This window comes from Anaerocolumna sp. AGMB13020 (genome assembly GCF_033100115.1).
In the GTDB taxonomy this organism is placed as follows: Bacteria; Bacillota; Clostridia; order Lachnospirales; family Lachnospiraceae; genus Anaerocolumna.
In genome coordinates this window covers 5,233,922-5,251,787 of sequence record NZ_CP136910.1, presented here as the reverse complement: position 1 = coordinate 5,251,787, position 17,866 = coordinate 5,233,922, and the positions used below count along the sequence as shown (strand labels likewise).

Sequence of the window (17,866 nt, the reverse complement as noted above, 5' to 3'; positions counted from 1 at the left end):
TTTACTTAAAATGATTATCGAGCATACTGAAATACAATTGGCTTATTTTTTCACATAGCTCATAATCTGCTTTATATCCTTTTTCTATGTTAATAATATAGAATGGATTACTTGCTGCAAAATCTATGTTGGAGGAATCTTTCATATTTAGTTGGAACATTAGAAACCTACACCCGTCATACTCCTTGAATTTCTGAGTTCCTTTCCCCTTTAACTCTACTCGTTTAAGATAACTAATCAATTGTTTCTTTTCATCTTCAGACAGTACTGCCTTTTCTAACGACAATGAATATAGCGTGATTGATTCAATTTGGGATATTTGCAGATTCCTCATAGGATATAATCCCAGATTATTATATAAGAACCAGACCAATATGATTGCTGTCAAAAGAATACCTAACATACAAGCTATTAATTTATTATAAAATGAATTTCTCATTCAGCAGCTATTCCTTTACATCAATTTACAATTAATATATAGAATTGCTTCATGATTGTCAATAGATTCCATTCTTATTATTACTAGATAGAGGCTTGATTGAAAACACTAGCGGCTGGTGCATTATTTAATACTGCAGCAGCCGCTTTTATTATGAATAGTTTTGACTATAACCCCATGTCATCAAATTACACCTTTTTGCAGCATGATATTGGCATATAAGGCCTTCTCTCCTGTTGCCACGATTGCATAGGCGGTTCTTGCAGATTCATAAAATGCAAACCTCTCCATCTGCCCGATGGTATCACTGCCTCTTCCATCATGTTTTTCTACTATTGTCTTATAGGTGTTCCAGATGGGTGTTTCAACGGTATCACCTTTCACTTTTTCCATCAGAGTTACCGGTTTTTCAACATATGTATCAAGTGGAAAAACTGTGAGTATGGCCTCTAAAATCTCAGGTACACCATGTCCGTCTAAACGTATTACAATACTGTCCTTTCCCATTGACTGGGCTGGGAAATTACCGTCTGATATTACTATTCTGTCACTATGCCCCATCTCACAGAGAACTTTCAGCAGTTCTGGAGATAAAACAGGTGGAATTCCTTTTAACATTATTGATACCCATTGCATATCGCAGGCTGGCCTGCAATACTGTCACAAATAACAAGGAGCGAAAGAATCAAAACGTGACATCCTTTCAATTGATTATTTTCTTTCACTCTTATTTCTCCTTACCGGTTACTGCCTTATAGCGCTTGTATGCTGCCTCCCACTCTTCCTGTTTTATTGGCTGATAAATACTGATTTCTGCGGACTGGCCGATAATGCTTCTTGCCGTTGTAAGATTCTCTATGTCTCCTGCGGCAATTAATTGAAGGGCAATGTTTCCATAGACCGTAGCTTCCGAAGGTCCAGCAACTACTTCCTTCCTACAGGCACAGGCAGTCATCCTGCATAATAATTTACTGTTGATTCCTCCGCCTACCATATAAATTCTGTCATAGGCCAAACCGGTACAGTCTGTTATTTCCTCCATCACCGTCCGATATCTGAAGGAAAGGCTTTCATTGATGCAGCGCACGATCTCTCCTGGTGTTTCAGGAACCTTCTGACCAGTCTTTCTGCAAAATTCACGAATCCGCTCCGGAAGATTTCCGGGCAATGCAAATTCTTCACTGTCCGTATCGATAAAGCTCTGAAAAGCTTCTGTACTTTCGGCCATTTTCTCTAACTCTGAAAAGCTGTAGGCAGTCCCCTCCTTCTCCCACCAGCGTCTGCTCTCTTGCACCAGCCATAAACCGGTGAGATTTTTTAAGAAGGATATTTTACCCCCGTATCCTCCTTCGTTGGTAAAATTGTATCCGGCGGATTTCTCATCTATCAGAGGACTGTCCAGTTCTGTTCCCATTAAAGACCAGGTACCGCAGCTTATAAAGAGAAAATCTTTCTCTCTGGCAGGTACTGAAACCAATGCGCTCTGGGTATCATGTCCGGCTACTGCTGTCACATTTATGGATGAAACATTTAACTCTTCTTTGATCTCAGCTGTTATTGTTCCCAAAAGGGTACCGCTGGGTATTATCTCCGGCAACAGCGTTTCTGAAATTCCCAGGGCTTTCAGAACCTTCTCAGACCATATTCTCTCTTTTGCATCTAATAATTGTGTCGTAGAAGCTATGGAATATTCGGCATATCTCTTTCCCGTAAACATATAGTTGAATAAATCCGGCATGAGCAAAAGCGTATCTGCCCTCTGCAAAGCAGCTTCTTTATCAGATACCAGGGAAAGAAGCTGGAATGCTGTATTTATTTCCATTAGCTGATTACCTGTAATCTGGTATAGTTCCTCCAGGCGGATTCTTTCTTCCGCTGCCTTTAGCATTCCTTTTGTTCGGACATCCCGGTAATGGACCGGATTCTCAAGCAGCCGTCCTTTATCATCAAGCAAACCGAAATCCACTCCCCAGGTATCCACTCCAAGGCTGGTAATCTCACCCTCAGCTTTAGCTTTTACCAGCCCCTGTTTCATCTCATGAAAGAGCCTCAGAACATCCCAATACAGTGTTCCTCTCACCTGCACTGGTTCATTTAGGAATCGGTGGATTTCCCTGATAGTAATCCTGTTATCTGAAAGTTCACCGACCATAGCCCTGCCACTGGAGGCCCCCAGGTCAAACGCAATAACCTTCTTCATAAAACTCCTGTCTGTGTACCTTGGTACACCTATGCTTCCTTTTACTTATACAAAGGTCCAAAATTCTGGCAGGCTCTGTAATCCTGTCCTTCCTTATCCATACCAAAAGCACTCCATACCGCAGGACGGAAGATCTTCTCTTCAGGGACATTGTGCATATTAACTGGAATTCTTAATATAGAACACAGAGTTATAATATCTGCACCGATATGTCCATAACTGATGGCACCATGGTTGGCTCCCCAATTATTCATTACATCATAAGCAGAGGTAAATGCACCTTCTCCGGTAAGTCTTGGAGCAAACCAGGTACAGGGCCAGGTGTAATCTGTTCTCTTCCACAATTTATCAGATACCTCTTCGGGCAGATTAACGGTATAACCTTCTGCCAGCTGAAGTACAGGTCCTATGCCTTTTACGAGGTTTATACGAACCATGGTTACCGGCATTTCACTTCTGGTCAGGAATCTGGAGGAGTAACCGCCGCCTCTGAAATACCCTGTATCTGCTGCATTCCAGGTAGTTGCCTTTAAACAGGCTTCCTGATCTGCCTCTGTCATCTCCCAGAAGGGTTTCATTATACCATTGCCGTTCAAATCTTTTATCTCACCGCAGGCATCTATGCAGGCAGCACCGGAATTAATCAGATGGATAAATCCTTTGGATTCTGCCGCAATACCTTCCAGTTCATAACCGGTTGCTTTCTTAACTGCCTCAGGGCTCCAATAGGTCCTTACATCTGCAAAAATCTGAGGAGTATTAGTAAGTAGCTTACCAAAGAGCATACCAACACCATTTAAAGTATCATTTTCAGTAGCTAATATGTAGGGTTCTCTTGCACCCTCCCAGTCGAATGAGGAATTCAACAGAGATTCCGGAAAATCACAATTGGGATAGAAATCCGTCCATTGTCTCTGCCCCTGGAAACCGCCTGCTATTGCGTTATGACCTACACTTTCTTCTTTTGCGTAATCAGGCAGGTTGGAATTTCCGTTAAACAAGTCTTTTATGATACACATCATCTTAACAACAAATTCCCAGTCCTTCTCTTTTTCTTCCGGTGATTTTCGCAATTCCTCGGGATTTTTATCAAAACCTTCCTTACAGTGTTCTTTGGTCCAGGCAAGTGCTTTCTCATACTCAGCCTTATCATAGATTTCTTCTGTCATCCTACGAATTATTTCGACTTCATCAACAGATTCCACTCTCATCCCCAGGTACTCTTCAAAGAAATCGGTATCAATAATAGAACCCGCTATACCCATGCAGATAGAACCAATCTGAAGATAGGATTTGCCTCTCATAGTTGCTGCTGCAACAGAAGCACGACCGAATCGGAGCAATTTCTCTTTCACGTCCTCTGGTATCTCTGTATCGGCAGCATCCTGTACATCATGCCCATAGATACCAAATGCCGGAAGACCTTTCTGTGCATGACCTGCCAGAACAGCTGCAAGATACACTGCGCCGGGTCTTTCCGTACCGTTAAAGCCCCATACTCCTTTTATTGTTTTGGTATCCATATCCATGGTTTCAGAGCCATAACACCAGCAGGGAGTGACTGTCAGGGTAATGTCCACACCCGCCTTTTTGAATTTATCTGCACAGGCGGCGGCTTCTGCAACACGGCCAATGGTAGTATCCGCAATAATAACTTTCACCGGCTCCCCATTGGAATATCTGATATTCTCTTCAAATAATTTTGCCGCTGCTTTTGCCATGTTCATAGTCTGCTCTTCCAGAGATTCTCTTACTCCTAAAGCACCTCTTCTTCCGTCGATAGTTGGTCTGATTCCAATTACCGGATAATCCCCAATTAATCTGTTCTTCGCCATAAATAATCTCCTTCTGCCGCTTTTTGCGGCATACATTTTTTTCGTAAAATACCTTTTGCGTTTTGCCTGTTGAAGGTGCTCGCATATAATACTGTAATTTCATTATACGGTTGCCGGTAAGCAGATTCTTGTGTTATAATAGCAAAAAATATAACGATATTCACATTGGAGGTTTTATGCAGAAACTGGGCTACAATGAGAGCAAGCAAAGAGGAACCTTTGATTTTCCAATAGAATTCTATCATGTTGATCCGAATCATCCCCAATACATAATGTCCTACCATTGGCATATGGAATATGAAATTATTCGTATTTTAGAAGGCTGCTTCGTTGTTACTCTGGACGAGCGGGAGCACCTGGCTAAGAAAGGGGATATTCTGTTTCTGAACAGCGGTACCCTTCATGGAGGGACTCCGACAGACTGCATCTATCAATGCGTTGTTTTTGACATGAACATGCTTGTGAAAAAAGAGAATGCCTGTAATCGTTACATCAAAGAAATCATGAATCATACCTATCTGATCAATGAATATTATCCAGCTGCTCCCATTGATAATAACAATATCCATTCAGAGAATCCTAACAGCTTACAGAATATGAATTCCTTACAAAAATTGAATTCCTTACAGAATATAAATTTTACAGAGCAGCTTTTATTAAAGCAGCACCTGAACTGTCTTTTTGATACCTTAAAAGAAAAAGCCCTAGGTTGTGAGTTAATTACCCAGGGACTTTTATATCTGATACTTGGAAGTATTACGAAAAATCATTATTATTCAACGGACTCTGAAACGCAAAGAAACCACAAAAGAATTCATTTGATGAAACAGGTTCTGGAACTTATGGAGGAATCCTATCAAAACAGTCTGACCCTGGAGCAGCTTTCGAAAGCTGCCGGTATGTCTCCCAAATATTTCTGCCGTTTTTTTCAGGAAATGACCCACAAAAGCCCTTTCGAATATCTGAACAATTACCGTATTGAGAGAGCCTGCTGCCAGCTGCTGTCATCAGAGGACAGCATAACTGAGATTGCTTATGCCTGCGGTTTTAATGATTTAAGTTACTTTATTAAGTTGTTTAAACGCTTTAAAGGAATCACTCCCGCCAAATACCGAAAACTTTTTTTTCTTCCTTTTAGCTGATGCAATTACTGATTGCAATATAATAAAGAAGCAAAGTAGAGCGGACAATACTATCCTAACCCACCAGCTGGATAAGGTTCCCTGGGTTGTTATCAGACTGGTGATGGTCCCTTTTATTAATACCCCAAATAAAGTTCCGACAACTGTTCCCACACCACCGCTGAGAAGTGTACCACCAATAACAGCAGCTGAAATCGCATCCATTTCCATTCCTTTTGCCTGTTCCACAAAACCCGCACTGCTGTTCAGGCAGAAGAGAAAACCACCAAGACCTGCCAGAAACCCATCCAGAACATAAGCCTGAAGTTTTGTTTTTCTCACGTTAATCCCCATCATCAAAGCGCTTTGCTGGTTCCCGCCAATGGCATAGAGTTTACGACCGAATTTGGTATACTTAAGCATTATTGTGATTCCCACTACAATTGCTATTGCGATTAATACCGTTGGATAGATATAAGCCGCCTGATAAACACCCTTTTTATTAACCGTACCAAAGGGCAGGTAGATTTTGTAGTTTGCCCATTTCATAAACAGTTTATTTTGGATCGATATCATCTCCGTACTGACTACGGCAGTCATTCCCCTGCCAAAGAACATACCTCCCAATGTTACAATAAATGGCTGTATCTCCAGATAGGCAATTAAATATCCCTGCACCAGTCCAAATAAAATTCCGATAGCCAGAGCCATTACCAAAGCTGTATAGGTACTGGCACCTTTTTTTTCCATAAGATAAGCTGCTGCCATGCAGACCAGTGCAGTAACTGAACCCACGGAAATATCAATACCTCCTGTAATCATGACCAACGTCATGCCACAGGCAATTACGATCAGCCCTGCATTGGATATAAAAAGATTTAAGAACATCTGAGGTTTCGCAAATCCTTTATCCTGATAAAGAAACATTCCGGCCACATACATCACCAGAAAAAGTCCTATGGTTATTAACAAGAGGAAAGTATTGCTTTGAAGCTTACTTTTATTTTTCGATTTTACCATATCAATAACCATGCCTTTCTTCCCTTTTTCGTAATACATTCAATTTATGGTTTCCCATGAATTTTCTGAAAACGGGACTTTGCAGCACTACTATGGTTATTACCACCACCGCTTTGTATACGGGCAGCTGATCAGCGGATACATTCATGGCGTAAAGGGTAGTGGTCAGTGCCTGAATGGTATAAGCACCAATTACTGAACCGATAAGGCTGAATTTACCTCCGCTTAAGATATTCCCCCCTAAAGCCACTGCCAGAATAGCATCCATTTCCATATACAGTCCTATGTTATTTGCATCAGCTGAGTAGATACGGCTGGAAGCGATTATACCTGCAAAGCCTGCTAATATACCACAAAGTACATAAGTCAGGAATTTAATCAAAGAGGAGTTAAGGCCTACCAGTCTGGAAGCAGAGGCATTAACACCAACACTTTCTATATAAAGACCGAGAGCTGTCTTTTTTACAACTACTGCAATCAGGATAACAGCTGCCGTACTTAAGAAGACCGGTGTAGGTATGGGACATTTTCCAATATATCCGCCTAAAACCTTATAAGTGTCCACTCGTATGTAGGTAATCTGGCCTTTTGTAATTAATTGGGCTATCCCTCTGCCTGCCGTAAATAATATTAACGTAGCGACCATTGGCTGAATATGTAGTTTTGCTACCAGAAAACCGTTAAAGGCACCACACAGAAGAGCAGCAGCCAAAGCTGCCAGCACCGCCAGAAGCAGTGGATTTTCAAAAGTATTTGTAGATACCTTTCCACCAGAAAGAATCTGACAGCAAAAAGCCGCTGCCACAGCCATTACTGCCCCAACGCTGATATCCTGCCCACCAGAAGCTGCTGTTACCAGCGTCATACCTATTGCAAGTATCACCAGTTCAGAACCACGGTTTATAATATCTACCATATAACCATAAAAAACTCCGTTATTCATGGAAATCTGAAAGAAGGCCGGAGTCTTTAGGACATTTACCAATAAAACCACTGCCAGGCATAAAAAAGGCATAAACAGCCTGTGCCCTGTAAGTATTTTTATCTTATATCTCATCTGTCTTCTCACCTCCTGCAATGGTTTTCATAATAGTATCCTGACTAAGTTCCATACCGCTAAGCTCTCCTACCTTCCTGCCATCCCGCATTACAATCATTCTGGAACAGGTTCTTAGCATTTCTTCAATTTCCGAGGAAATAAAAGTTACAGCCTTGCCTTCTTCTGCAAGCTTTAATACCAGTTTCTGAATTTCGGTTTTCGTCCCTATATCAATACCTCGTGTAGGTTCATCAAGAATCAGATATTCCGGATTGGTCAGCAGCCATCTTCCCAGTATAACCTTCTGCTGATTGCCTCCTGAGAGGTTCTTTATGGGTGTTTCCCTGTTGGCTGCTTTTATCTGCAGAATATCCATATATTTATCTGCTGCCTCTTCCATTTCCTTTCGACTCATGGGCTTTAGCATACCTCTTTTTGCCTGTAAGGCGATAATAATATTCTCCCGCAGGGATAAGTCCATAAGGATACCTTCTCCTTTTCTGTCCTCCGGTAAGTATCCCATTCCCAGCTTCATGGCATCAAGAGGTGAATTTATATTTACCACTTTTCCATTGACTTTAAGCTTACCTCCGTCCGCTTTATCGGCACCATAAATGGTGCGAACCAGTTCCGAACGCCCTGATCCCAAGAGCCCCGTCAGTCCTATGACTTCTCCTTTGTGTACAGCTATGTCAAAGGGTTTAATACTTCCTTCATGTACCAGCTGTTCCGCTTCAATCATTGGCGTTTCTTCTCTTATAGACTCTGTCTGTTCCCCTTTTATATCTGCAAGCTCATCAAAGTCTTTTCCCATCATCTTTGCCACTAATTGTACTCTGGGCAGCTGTTTCGTCTCATATTCTCCAACCAATTCCCCGTTTCTCAATACGGTTATACGGTCACAGACTGTATAAACCTGCTCCAGAAAATGGGTTACAAAGATAATGCCTGTTCCTTCTTCCCTCAAGTGTTTCATTAACTGAAAAAGTCTTACGACTTCTTCTTCATCCAGGGAGGACGTAGGTTCATCTAATATCAACACTCTGCACTTCATATCAATAGCCCTGGCTATTGCGACCATCTGTTGAATGGCAATGGAACAATCCTTAAGGAGCATGACTGGAGATACCATTATACCAAGCTTCTTTAAGAGAAGCTCAGCTTTTTGATTGATGGTTTTCCAATGAATTAGTCCGGCTCTTTTTGGTTCTCTGCCTAGAAATAAATTTTCTGCCACTGTAAGGTTAGGACATAAATTCACCTCCTGATACACCGTACTGATTCCATTCTCCTGCGCTTCTTTTGGAGAATGGATGATTACCGGAGTCTCCTTTCCCTGCATATGTATTTCCCCTGTATCCAGCTCGTAAACACCGGTGAGAACCTTGATCAGGGTAGATTTACCGGCACCATTTTCTCCCATCAGCCCATGAATCTCTCCTTTTCGCAAGGTAAAGTTCACATGTGATAAAGCTTTTACACCTGGGAAACTCTTGCTGATATCCTTCATGATTACAATACTCTCAGGACCCATTCTAACTTTTGCACCTGCTTTCGTTTACACTGGTACTTCCCTGCCTACAGTTTACCTATTTCAATACTCACTGTTTACACAAGGCAGTACATATTTACTGACCTGTAACCTTGCCTTTCTCAAAAATAAGGTGCGGTACTGTCCATCCCTAGAATCAACCATACCGCACCTTAAACTACACTTTATTTAGTAGGAACGGGCTTTTATAACTTCATCCGTCACCTGTGTTACCGGATAATCTGTTCCGTCTACCTTAATACTGGTAACAGAATTATCATAGGAGAATATTCCTTCATCTACAAATTTCTGCTTGTCAACGGTTCCACCCTTTTGAAGTGTATCTATTATTTCCTGTACACGTGGACCATGAAGAGGATTGCATTCCGTATTTACTGTTATTTTACCGCTTAAGGTATCTGTCATACCGGCATTGGTACTGTCAAAGGACATAACAATCATATCTCCGTCACTGCCTACTTTATACCCTGCTGCTTCAATGGCATCAATTGCACCAAATGCTTCATTGTCATTCTCACAATATACTACATCAATCTGGTCTCCGTATTGCTTCAGCAAGGATTCCATAACCTCTTGTCCCTTTGCCTGTGTAAATTCACCGCTTACTTTGGCAAGCAGCTTCCAGTTGCTGTGAGCAGCAACCCCTGCTTCTAAACCGGCAGTACGTCCAATCTGGGCAGATGCACCGATCGTTCCTTGAATATCAACGATATTTACTTCCTCTTCTCCTTTACCTGCTGCCTTTAGATACGCATCCAGCCAGCCTGCAGCTTTCTTGCCTTCCAGTTCAAAATTAGAACCTACCCAGGCCGTATACAAACTGTCATCGGATACATCTACCATACGGTCAACAATGATTACCGGAATCCCAGCATCCTTAGCCTCCTGTAATACGGTATCCCAACCAGTCTCAGTAACCGGTGCCAGTACTATGTAATCAACTTCCTGCTGTATGAAATTCCGAATTGCTGCAATCTGGTTATCTTGCTTTTGCTGTGCATCGTCAAATATGAGTTCAAAACCATTTGCTTCACTAAAAGTGGATTTCATAGACTCTGTATTGGCAGTACGCCAGTCAGATTCCGCACCTACCTGTGAAAAACCTACTGTTATCAATTCTTTTGCAGAAGAAGAATCACTTGGTGTGGCTTCCTTCTTATCCCCGCAGGCTGCCAAAACAAAAACCAGGCAGAAAATCATTAAAACTGCTGTAAACCTTTTTAACATTATATATCCTCCTCTTTCTTGTCAGGAGATGGTTTAAAACTCATTGCACCTTTCTGAACTCCTCTGCATCCGGTGCAAGAAGTTTTTATACACTTCCTGTTTGATATATTCTATTATATATAACCATCCGAATTTTCCCATTTATTATCTTACGATTTTCGTTGGAATATTTATTGATTTTCAAACGAAGGTAAATATTTTACGGAGAAAGTTGATTTATTTGGGGAATTCGCACTTTAACAGTTGTTCCTCTTCCATACTCTGAGGAGATTGACACTCCGAAGGAATTTCCAAAATAAAGCTTTATTCTCTCATGTACTGCCAAAAGGCCGAATCCGATACGTTCTGAACTTTCCAGTGCAGATCTGACGGCATTTAATTTATCCGGCTGCATCCCAATGCCATCATCTGTCACTGTAAGGAGCACCTCTTCTCCCTGCAACTGACAATCGATAAGAATGGTACTCTTTCCTCTTTTCTCCTTTACGCCATGATACAGTGCATTTTCTGCCAGCGGCTGTAAGGTTAGCTTGGGTACCAGAACGGTACTTAGTTCCACCGGAAGCCTGATGTCATATTCCAGGATATCCTGGTATCTGATTTTTTGTATGTCAAGATAACTTCGGGTATGCTTAATTTCTTCTTCCAGACTGATGATATCATTACCCTTTGATAAAATGGTCCTGAAAAACACTGACAGATTTGTTAACATGGATACTGCCGGTTCATTCTGCTCCGATTCCACAAGCCATACAATGGTATCCAGTGTATTATATAAAAAATGGGGATTTATCTGCGCTTGAAGAAGCTGCAGCTGTGTCTTATGCTGAAGCTTTTCTTCCTTTTTCACATTCTCCAGCAAAATATCGATTCTGCTTGCCATTTGCTGAATTCCAGAGTTCAACTGTTCTATCTCTGTATATCCTGTATCAATCTGTGGAACAGAAAATTCACCTTCTCCAACAAGCTTGACATTGCAGCACAATCTGCTGATCGGTTCTGTAATGCTTTTAGAGAACCGAAGTCCGTAATAAAACAAAAGCATAACCGTCTGGCATACGAATAAAATGGCAAGCAGCGTTACAGTGCGGATATCCTTTGTCATTTTCTGCTCCAGGGTAGTCATATAACCGGCTTCGTAATAGATATAATCAATCATTTTAGCTTGTATAAGCCGAGTCAGTACATAGATATTGTTCTCCAGCTGCTGCTGTCTGCTGTCGTAGTTTTTTGTCTCAGCAATCATAAACATCTTCTTCTCTAAATTATCGCAATAATCCAGAATGTTTTGCAAAGTACGTCTGCTTTCTTTCCGATAGGTTGTCTGTCTTAAGGAATCCGCAAGATCAATTGCATCTTCTACATCCTGTGTGGGGAGTGCCGCCTGCTGCTTACTTCCCACGGTATAGTGATACATCTTTAAATCAATGGTACTTTTAAAATCCATATTGAATTTACTGCTGACATTCACATTATAGGTAATCTGGGTATACTGCATCTCGTAATACCGGATTATCAGCAGGGACAACAGCATCCAAAACCCAAGAGGCAAAAGCATTATCAATACAATATGCCGTAATTTCTTGTCAAGGCTTGTCTTTGTTGCATGAATCTTCCGCCTTACCTTCTGACATTTCATCAGCTTCCTCCCTTTTGGTTACGGTAATCACTTGGTGTCAGTCCCTGTGTCTTTCTGAATAAATAGCTGAAATAATGAGAATCCTTATATCCGATTTCCAGAGCAATCTCACCAGAGCGCATATCCGTGCAGCGTAGAAGCTGCTTCGCTTTATTCATTCTTAGTTCTGTCAAATATTCGATAAAGGTTTTCTTCATTTCCTGGCTGAAAAGCGCACTGAAATGATTTGCACTGACATTGGCCGCGCAAGCGACTTTGTTTAGGGATAGCATATCATCCGTATAGTTTTCCTGAATAAATGCCACTGCCACCTCAAGTACGCTCTTATACCTGCCTCTGACACTTTCTTCCCGCAGTAGAATTGCTTTTTCCAAGATCTCAGTAATAATCTCCAAGCCCTTTTTCAGTGATATCATGCCTTCTGTACAGATAATGGGAATATAGCTTTTCAATTCTTCTTTCTGAAATCCCAATTTCTGGATAAAAGAGACAGTACTGAAATGGATATTTAAAAGTATATACTGCCTGAATATTTTAGACTTAAGTGCTTCCTCCCCTATCATCTGGAAATAATCTTTTACAAAATCATTTACTTCGTTGGCAAGAGCATGACTTAAGAAATTATGTATGACTTCCGGACTCAGGACATTGGCATCAATATTCTTTATGTCCATGGATTCTGATTCCTCCGTCCCTCCGCTTTTTTCCTCTAATGCCGTAACGCGAAATTTATTCAGATATCGCAGAGCAAAATTATGCATAGCTTCCTTATAACTCTCCGGTAGTTGACTTAGACGATCCACTGCTTTTCCAGTACAAATAAACCAATCAATCTCCTTGCTGATCCCATTGAAGAATTTCTGTAGCCTGATTACACATCCATTTGTCTTCTCTTCTATTTCTTTTTCCCCTTTGACCAGCACTGCATAACTGAAAAGCTGGTTACGGAACAATATACAGTCATCCGTGTCATGAAATAATTGCTCCAGAGAGCTTTGCAGTTTTGCCGTTTCTTTTGTATAGATATCAGGAAATATCTGATTCTCCTGTATGGAATCTACGGAAAAAAGAATGATATTATAGCTTTGTGCCCCAATATCGATTTGCAATTTTTCTGCCTTTTGATAGATCGTCTGTATATTATCACTTCCTGTTACCAGCGTATCAAAAAAATCCCTTCTGGAATGCAGTTCAAAATCCTGAAGCTCAGCTTTGAATTTCTCGTAGTAGCTTCTTTGCAGCTTCTCTTCCTCATATTTTTTCATGATATCTTTTAATACCTCCAGAAAGCTGCTCCGGGTAATCGGTTTCAACAGATACCGCTCCACGCCAATTGATATTGCCTGCCTGGCATACTCAAAATCATCATATCCGCTTATTATTACGATCTTAGTTGCCGGAAGTTCTTTCTTAACCAGTCCGCTTAAAGCCAGTCCATCCATAAAGGGCATCCTTATATCCGTAATAAGTACATCCGGTTTAATCTTTCGTATTAAAGGAAGGGCCAGTTCTCCATCTCCAGCCTCTCCTGCCAGCTCATACCCATATTCTCCCCAGGGAATGATTTTGTGTATACTATCCCGAATAACAACCTCATCTTCCACCAAAAATACTTTTATCATATTCCATCCCCTTCATACCGCTACTCACCATCGGTTTTATTAACAGCCCAAAAATCCCCACATGTATTGTAATTACAATACTTATGAGGATTACGTGAACACCTGATGTATTTTTATAGCATCACTTTACAAAAGCAGGCTTTAGAATCTGACTGCAATGTAAAGACCTGATACAATGTTATTATAACACAAATTTTCCCAATACAGGTTGATTATTTTATGTAAATGTATCATTAATTACCGTTCTTTCAGCATGGTAAAGGACATCTTATGGCCTACGATTGCAGACCCCAGTTTGTAAATATTTTTAACAGTTTAGTATTCACTTATAATTAATTTAACCATATAATATAACAATATTATTTTTAAGGATGTACAATGGTAACCATAAGCTTGGCTATGATTGTGAAAAATGAAGAAAAAAATATCAGAAGATGCTTGAATTCTGTATATGGTGTTGTGGATGAAATTATAATAGTCGATACCGGCTCTAAAGATAAAACAAAGGAAATTTGTTCACTTTACACAGATAAAGTGTATGATTTTAAATGGATAGATGACTTTTCTGCTGCAAGAAACTATTCTTATGAGCTTGCCACCATGGAATATATTCTATGGCTTGATGCAGATGATTACCTGCTACCTGAAGATGTCATAAAACTAAAGAAACTCAAAAAAAATATATCCTCCGAATATAATGCGATTATGATGAAATATGTAACTGGCTTAGATTCTAAAGGCAATGAGACTTTTAGTTACTACCGTGAACGATTAACAAAAAAAAGTTGTAACTTCCAGTGGAATGAGCCGGTACATGAATATCTTGATACCAGCGGACCTATAGGAGAAAGCAATATTCGTATCATTCATGGAAAAAAGCGGAAAACAGCCCTTAAAAGTGGACGCAATCTTAAAATTTATGAAAGATATCTAAAAGAAAAGGGTTATCTTTCTCCCAGAGGAACGTATTATTACGCAAGAGAATTAAAAGATCATAATAGAATAAAAGAAGCCATCAACCAATATGAGCTTTTCCTGGATACTAATATGGGCTGGCTCGAAGATAATATAGCTGCTTGCAGCGACTTAGCCAAATGCTATTTCGAAATAAATCTGGATACCCTTGCTCTCACCACTCTTTTTAAGAGTTTTCTTTATGATACTCCTCGTGCTGAAGTTTGCTGCCAAATCGGATACCATTATCAGGAAAAAGAGGAATATGAAAGAGCAATTTACTGGTTTCAATTAATACTGACTTTGAAAATGCCCAAAAATTGCTGGGGTTTTATGCAACCAGACTGTTGGGCTTATATACCTCTCATCGAATGTGCTGTATGCTATGATCGTTTAGGCGATTATAAAAAAGCGCTTCAATTTAACAACAGAGCTTTAAAACATAAACCCGATTCTATACAGGCTAAACGAAACCAGGACTATTTACAGAAGAAGCTTTCTGCTCTGTAAGATTTTGTTTCTATACCGGTGCTAATAACCGATAATTTAATTTATATATAAATTATATACAGATTTTCCAAGGATTATAATAGAAACGCAGCCGGCAACTTTATAGTGAATACAAATCAATACCAGGAAAATCCTGCCTTGTTCGTAAGCCTTTTATCGCCGGCTGCAGTTGTTACTGGTCAGGCTGCTCTTTCTGTAATAGCACTCTCAACGGAAACCAATGCAAAACCTGATTATCATACTTATTAGCTTGAATAGTTCTCCAATACAGCATACAATTCATCAAGATCCTTAATAAATATACCCTTTTCCAGATGCAGCCTGTCCTCCAAGGGAAGATTCTCAACAGCTACACCGGTATAATCGTACACCGTTTTCTGGTCGCCGTAATAGGCCACAATGTAACCATTTACTGCCTTTAAGTAATATTTGTACTCTACGGAATCCGAATTGTACGTTTTACGGAGTATAATCGAATCTTTTGAAAAGGATACCAGTTCAAAAGATACCAGCCCTTTTTCAAATTCATTTAAAGATAAATCCGCCTGATAATCTGTTAAGTAAGTAATAACCTCTTCTCTTGTAAGACCAATCAAATAACTTGGTGTGGGAAGTTCCTCTTCGCTAAGCTGCCCTGTTTTTAAATCATAGGTCTGCAAAGTATATTGGGTAGAAGGTAAGACTGTATCTGCTGTTGCACTGGCTGCTTTGGCATCCTCCTGCCCATCCTCTGTATCACTTAAAGCTCCTTGATCATTTGCTTGTGTTTCGCCCTGTTTCACAGTATTGGTTAAATATCCCTGTTTCTCCAGTTCTTTAATCAAATCATTATTGCGTTCTACCGCACTTTCGTTAAAGTCTCTTAAAGCTTGTTTATAGCTGAAATAATAGGTGGCCGTAAACATGCACGCTATAGCTGAAAAAGTCAGGAAATAGGTAACTGCTTTTTTATATCTCACTGATATCACTCCTTTGCAATAAGTATTCACCGTAAAATCAGGTTTATACATGCTGCAAATGGATTGGATTATAAAAGATGAAGCTTTACTGCAATTCGTGCCAGGGTTCTTCCCATAGGCATCTTAACGAGTTCAGATTCAGTCACTGCCTTAAATACAAGCAGAAGTACACCGTAAACAATTACTGCAAATATTATAGCCAGCAGAGTGCTTATGGCATTGCTCTTAACAGCACTATAACTAACCCAGTATACCAGATAGGCAACTCCTGCCATGAAGATTGAACAAACAGTAGGAATAATAAAAGTCTTCTTAATCTCCTGTTTATAGCTTAACAGTCTTGCTACCGATATCCAATTTAAGATACTGACGACTAAAGCAAATACTATGTTACTGATTACCAGTGCATAAGCACCAAGTCCGGTAAACTGTAGCAGTAAATACAGAACGATAATATGTATACCCAAAGCTATGACGGAATGAATAACCGGCAGCCGCATATTATTGATTCCTTGCAGAACTGCATTTGTAAGAGTTGAAAAAGCATAAAATACAACCGCGATGGACCCTATGGTAAGCATTCTTGCAGGAAGCAGGTTGGCATCCTTAAGCAGCAATCTAAGGATAGGTGACGCCAGAGCCGCTAACCCGAAAGCACTTGGTATTGCAATTAACATATTAAATTTTAAGGTATCATGCACCTTTTCTTTCACAACCAGATTTGCTCCTTCTTCTCTGGAGGTTACAATACTTGGGACAATTGCCGCTGCCATGGCAGTTGCTATGGATATGGGAACATTTATAAGCATATTGTACTTATTGGAGTAGATGCCCCATAATTCGGAACGCTGAATATCATTAAATCCTTTCCCATCCAATACATAGGAAAATACAGAACCATCCAGAAGAGAACTTATCTGATAGACAGTCTGACTTAATATAACCGGTAATACTGTAATTCCTAATGCTCCAAATATTTCTTTTACCGTCTCCTTTGAAGCTCCGATATCCCTTTTTAATTGTTTGTCAACAATTGGCTTATATAATGCAAATATAAATGCCAGGAATAAAAGGGAAACAATGGCACCAATTAATGTACCAAGGGTACCGCCTGCTGCTCCGTAGGCTGCTATTTTCTGTGAAGCACTGTGACTATGCATCAAATATGCTGCCGCTGCAACACTTATTACAGCATTTACGATCTGCTCAACAATCTGTGAAAACGAGGTTGGCAGCATCGTTTTCTTCCCTTGAAAGAACCCTCTTAAAACACCCATAATGGCAAATACCAGTATGGTAGGCGCCAGTACCCTTAAGGGTATTGCCACCGCCGGCAGATTAAAGAATGTTCCTGCCAGAAAATCAGCACCAAAATAAATTATCAGGGAGAACAGTGTTCCTGCTGCTATTGCAAAACCTAAGGAGCACATAAATACCATATAGGAATTACGATACTGTTTCTTGGCATCTCTTGCCGCTACCAACTTGGATACTGCTAGTGGAAGGCTGTAGGACGATAATATCAGTGCAATATTGTAGATATTAAATGCATATCCATAATACCCCATCCCTTCATCCCCGATAAGGTTGGTTAACGGTATTCGGTAGACTACTCCAATAATTCTGGCAATCAGTGAGGTTGCTGCCAGAATACTCCCCTGAACTAAAAAGTTGCTGCTTTTGCTTTCTTGTTTTCGCTTTGTTCCTTGGTAAGCACCATTATTTGATTCCATTTCTATTTAAAACCTT

Annotated in this window: 15 protein-coding genes; 3 read left to right on the top strand and 12 right to left on the bottom strand. The window is 40.3% G+C overall.

The genetic code is table 11. The annotated features are described in order from the left end of the window. Position 1: 1 nt before the first annotated feature. The 4 genes from R2R35_RS22040 to R2R35_RS22025 all read right to left on the bottom strand — a co-directional run bounded on the left by R2R35_RS22040 (position 2) and on the right by R2R35_RS22025 (position 4,474). Positions 2-439 carry a hypothetical protein gene (locus tag R2R35_RS22040; RefSeq protein ID WP_317732011.1) on the bottom strand — a complete coding sequence of 146 codons (438 nt, stop codon included), beginning with the start codon at positions 437-439 and terminating at the stop codon, positions 2-4. 183 nt (positions 440-622) lie between these two features. Further along, positions 623-1,057, bottom strand: a complete 435-nt coding sequence (locus R2R35_RS22035; protein ID WP_317732010.1) for an RbsD/FucU family protein — start codon at positions 1,055-1,057, stop codon at positions 623-625. Between the two features lie 109 nt (positions 1,058-1,166). Beyond that, complete coding sequence (locus tag R2R35_RS22030) at positions 1,167-2,639, bottom strand: rhamnulokinase (RefSeq protein ID WP_317732009.1); 1,473 nt, start codon at positions 2,637-2,639, stop codon at positions 1,167-1,169. A gap of 41 nt (positions 2,640-2,680) precedes the next feature. Next, on the bottom strand, positions 2,681-4,474 hold the full coding sequence (locus R2R35_RS22025) for an L-fucose isomerase (protein WP_317732008.1): 1,794 nt from the start codon (positions 4,472-4,474) through the stop codon (positions 2,681-2,683). A gap of 176 nt (positions 4,475-4,650) precedes the next feature. Between R2R35_RS22025 and R2R35_RS22020 the strand changes: the two genes are divergently transcribed. Further along, entirely contained in the window at positions 4,651-5,616 is a 966-nt protein-coding gene (locus R2R35_RS22020) for an AraC family transcriptional regulator (RefSeq protein ID WP_317732007.1), read from the top strand. On the opposite strand, the gene R2R35_RS22015 is transcribed toward R2R35_RS22020, so the two are convergent. The 6 genes from R2R35_RS22015 to R2R35_RS21990 all read right to left on the bottom strand — a co-directional run bounded on the left by R2R35_RS22015 (position 5,530) and on the right by R2R35_RS21990 (position 13,694). Continuing rightward, positions 5,530-6,615 (bottom strand): ABC transporter permease subunit, encoded by a 1,086-nt coding sequence (locus tag R2R35_RS22015; protein WP_442872304.1) that lies wholly within the window; start codon positions 6,613-6,615, stop codon positions 5,530-5,532. The two genes, R2R35_RS22020 and R2R35_RS22015, sit on opposite strands and share 87 nt — an antisense overlap. Before the next feature lies 1 nt (position 6,616). Continuing rightward, positions 6,617-7,672, bottom strand: coding sequence for an ABC transporter permease (locus R2R35_RS22010; RefSeq protein ID WP_317732005.1), 1,056 nt, complete (start codon positions 7,670-7,672; stop codon positions 6,617-6,619). Beyond that, positions 7,662-9,188 (bottom strand): sugar ABC transporter ATP-binding protein, encoded by a 1,527-nt coding sequence (locus R2R35_RS22005; RefSeq protein WP_317732004.1) that lies wholly within the window; start codon positions 9,186-9,188, stop codon positions 7,662-7,664. Before R2R35_RS22005 ends, R2R35_RS22010 begins: the two co-directional genes overlap by 11 nt. A 186-nt stretch (positions 9,189-9,374) precedes the next feature. After that, positions 9,375-10,433: an ABC transporter substrate-binding protein gene (locus tag R2R35_RS22000; protein ID WP_317732003.1), complete on the bottom strand. Its 1,059-nt coding sequence runs from the start codon at positions 10,431-10,433 to the stop codon at positions 9,375-9,377. Between the two features lie 199 nt (positions 10,434-10,632). After that, positions 10,633-12,072, bottom strand: coding sequence for a sensor histidine kinase (locus R2R35_RS21995; RefSeq protein WP_317732002.1), 1,440 nt, complete (start codon positions 12,070-12,072; stop codon positions 10,633-10,635). Continuing rightward, positions 12,072-13,694, bottom strand: a complete 1,623-nt coding sequence (locus R2R35_RS21990) for a helix-turn-helix domain-containing protein (protein ID WP_317732001.1) — start codon at positions 13,692-13,694, stop codon at positions 12,072-12,074. Before R2R35_RS21990 ends, R2R35_RS21995 begins: the two co-directional genes overlap by 1 nt. Positions 13,695-14,072: 378 nt before the next feature. Between R2R35_RS21990 and R2R35_RS21985 the strand changes: the two genes are divergently transcribed. Together R2R35_RS21985 and R2R35_RS21980 are read left to right on the top strand one after the other, a co-directional pair. Then, positions 14,073-15,158, top strand: a complete 1,086-nt coding sequence (locus R2R35_RS21985) for a glycosyltransferase (protein ID WP_317732000.1) — start codon at positions 14,073-14,075, stop codon at positions 15,156-15,158. Between the two features lie 105 nt (positions 15,159-15,263). Continuing rightward, entirely contained in the window at positions 15,264-15,407 is a 144-nt protein-coding gene (locus R2R35_RS21980) for a hypothetical protein (RefSeq protein WP_317731999.1), read from the top strand. On the opposite strand, the gene R2R35_RS21975 is transcribed toward R2R35_RS21980, so the two are convergent. Next, positions 15,404-16,117: a BofC C-terminal domain-containing protein gene (locus R2R35_RS21975; protein ID WP_317731998.1), complete on the bottom strand. Its 714-nt coding sequence runs from the start codon at positions 16,115-16,117 to the stop codon at positions 15,404-15,406. The two genes, R2R35_RS21980 and R2R35_RS21975, sit on opposite strands and share 4 nt — an antisense overlap. 68 nt (positions 16,118-16,185) lie before the next feature. Then, positions 16,186-17,850: a putative polysaccharide biosynthesis protein gene (locus R2R35_RS21970; protein ID WP_317731997.1), complete on the bottom strand. Its 1,665-nt coding sequence runs from the start codon at positions 17,848-17,850 to the stop codon at positions 16,186-16,188. Between the last annotated feature and the right edge of the window lie 16 nt (positions 17,851-17,866).

Bases quoted from the DNA above. Each gene is read 5' to 3' on its own strand.
- R2R35_RS22005 (WP_317732004.1), bottom strand. From the start codon at position 9,188: ATGGGTCCTGAGAGTATTGTAATCATGAAGGATATCAGCAAGAGTTTC.
- R2R35_RS21985 (WP_317732000.1), top strand. From the start codon at position 14,073: ATGGTAACCATAAGCTTGGCTATGATTGTGAAAAATGAAGAAAAAAAT.
- R2R35_RS22020 (WP_317732007.1), top strand. From the start codon at position 4,651: ATGCAGAAACTGGGCTACAATGAGAGCAAGCAAAGAGGAACCTTTGAT.
- R2R35_RS22000 (WP_317732003.1), bottom strand. From the start codon at position 10,433: ATGTTAAAAAGGTTTACAGCAGTTTTAATGATTTTCTGCCTGGTTTTT.
- R2R35_RS22040 (WP_317732011.1), bottom strand. From the start codon at position 439: ATGAGAAATTCATTTTATAATAAATTAATAGCTTGTATGTTAGGTATT.
- R2R35_RS22025 (WP_317732008.1), bottom strand. From the start codon at position 4,474: ATGGCGAAGAACAGATTAATTGGGGATTATCCGGTAATTGGAATCAGA.
- R2R35_RS22030 (WP_317732009.1), bottom strand. From the start codon at position 2,639: ATGAAGAAGGTTATTGCGTTTGACCTGGGGGCCTCCAGTGGCAGGGCT.
- R2R35_RS21995 (WP_317732002.1), bottom strand. From the start codon at position 12,072: ATGAAATGTCAGAAGGTAAGGCGGAAGATTCATGCAACAAAGACAAGC.
- R2R35_RS21970 (WP_317731997.1), bottom strand. From the start codon at position 17,850: ATGGAATCAAATAATGGTGCTTACCAAGGAACAAAGCGAAAACAAGAA.
- R2R35_RS21990 (WP_317732001.1), bottom strand. From the start codon at position 13,694: ATGATAAAAGTATTTTTGGTGGAAGATGAGGTTGTTATTCGGGATAGT.
- R2R35_RS22010 (WP_317732005.1), bottom strand. From the start codon at position 7,672: ATGAGATATAAGATAAAAATACTTACAGGGCACAGGCTGTTTATGCCT.
- R2R35_RS22035 (WP_317732010.1), bottom strand. From the start codon at position 1,057: ATGTTAAAAGGAATTCCACCTGTTTTATCTCCAGAACTGCTGAAAGTT.
- R2R35_RS22015 (WP_442872304.1), bottom strand. From the start codon at position 6,615: ATGGTAAAATCGAAAAATAAAAGTAAGCTTCAAAGCAATACTTTCCTC.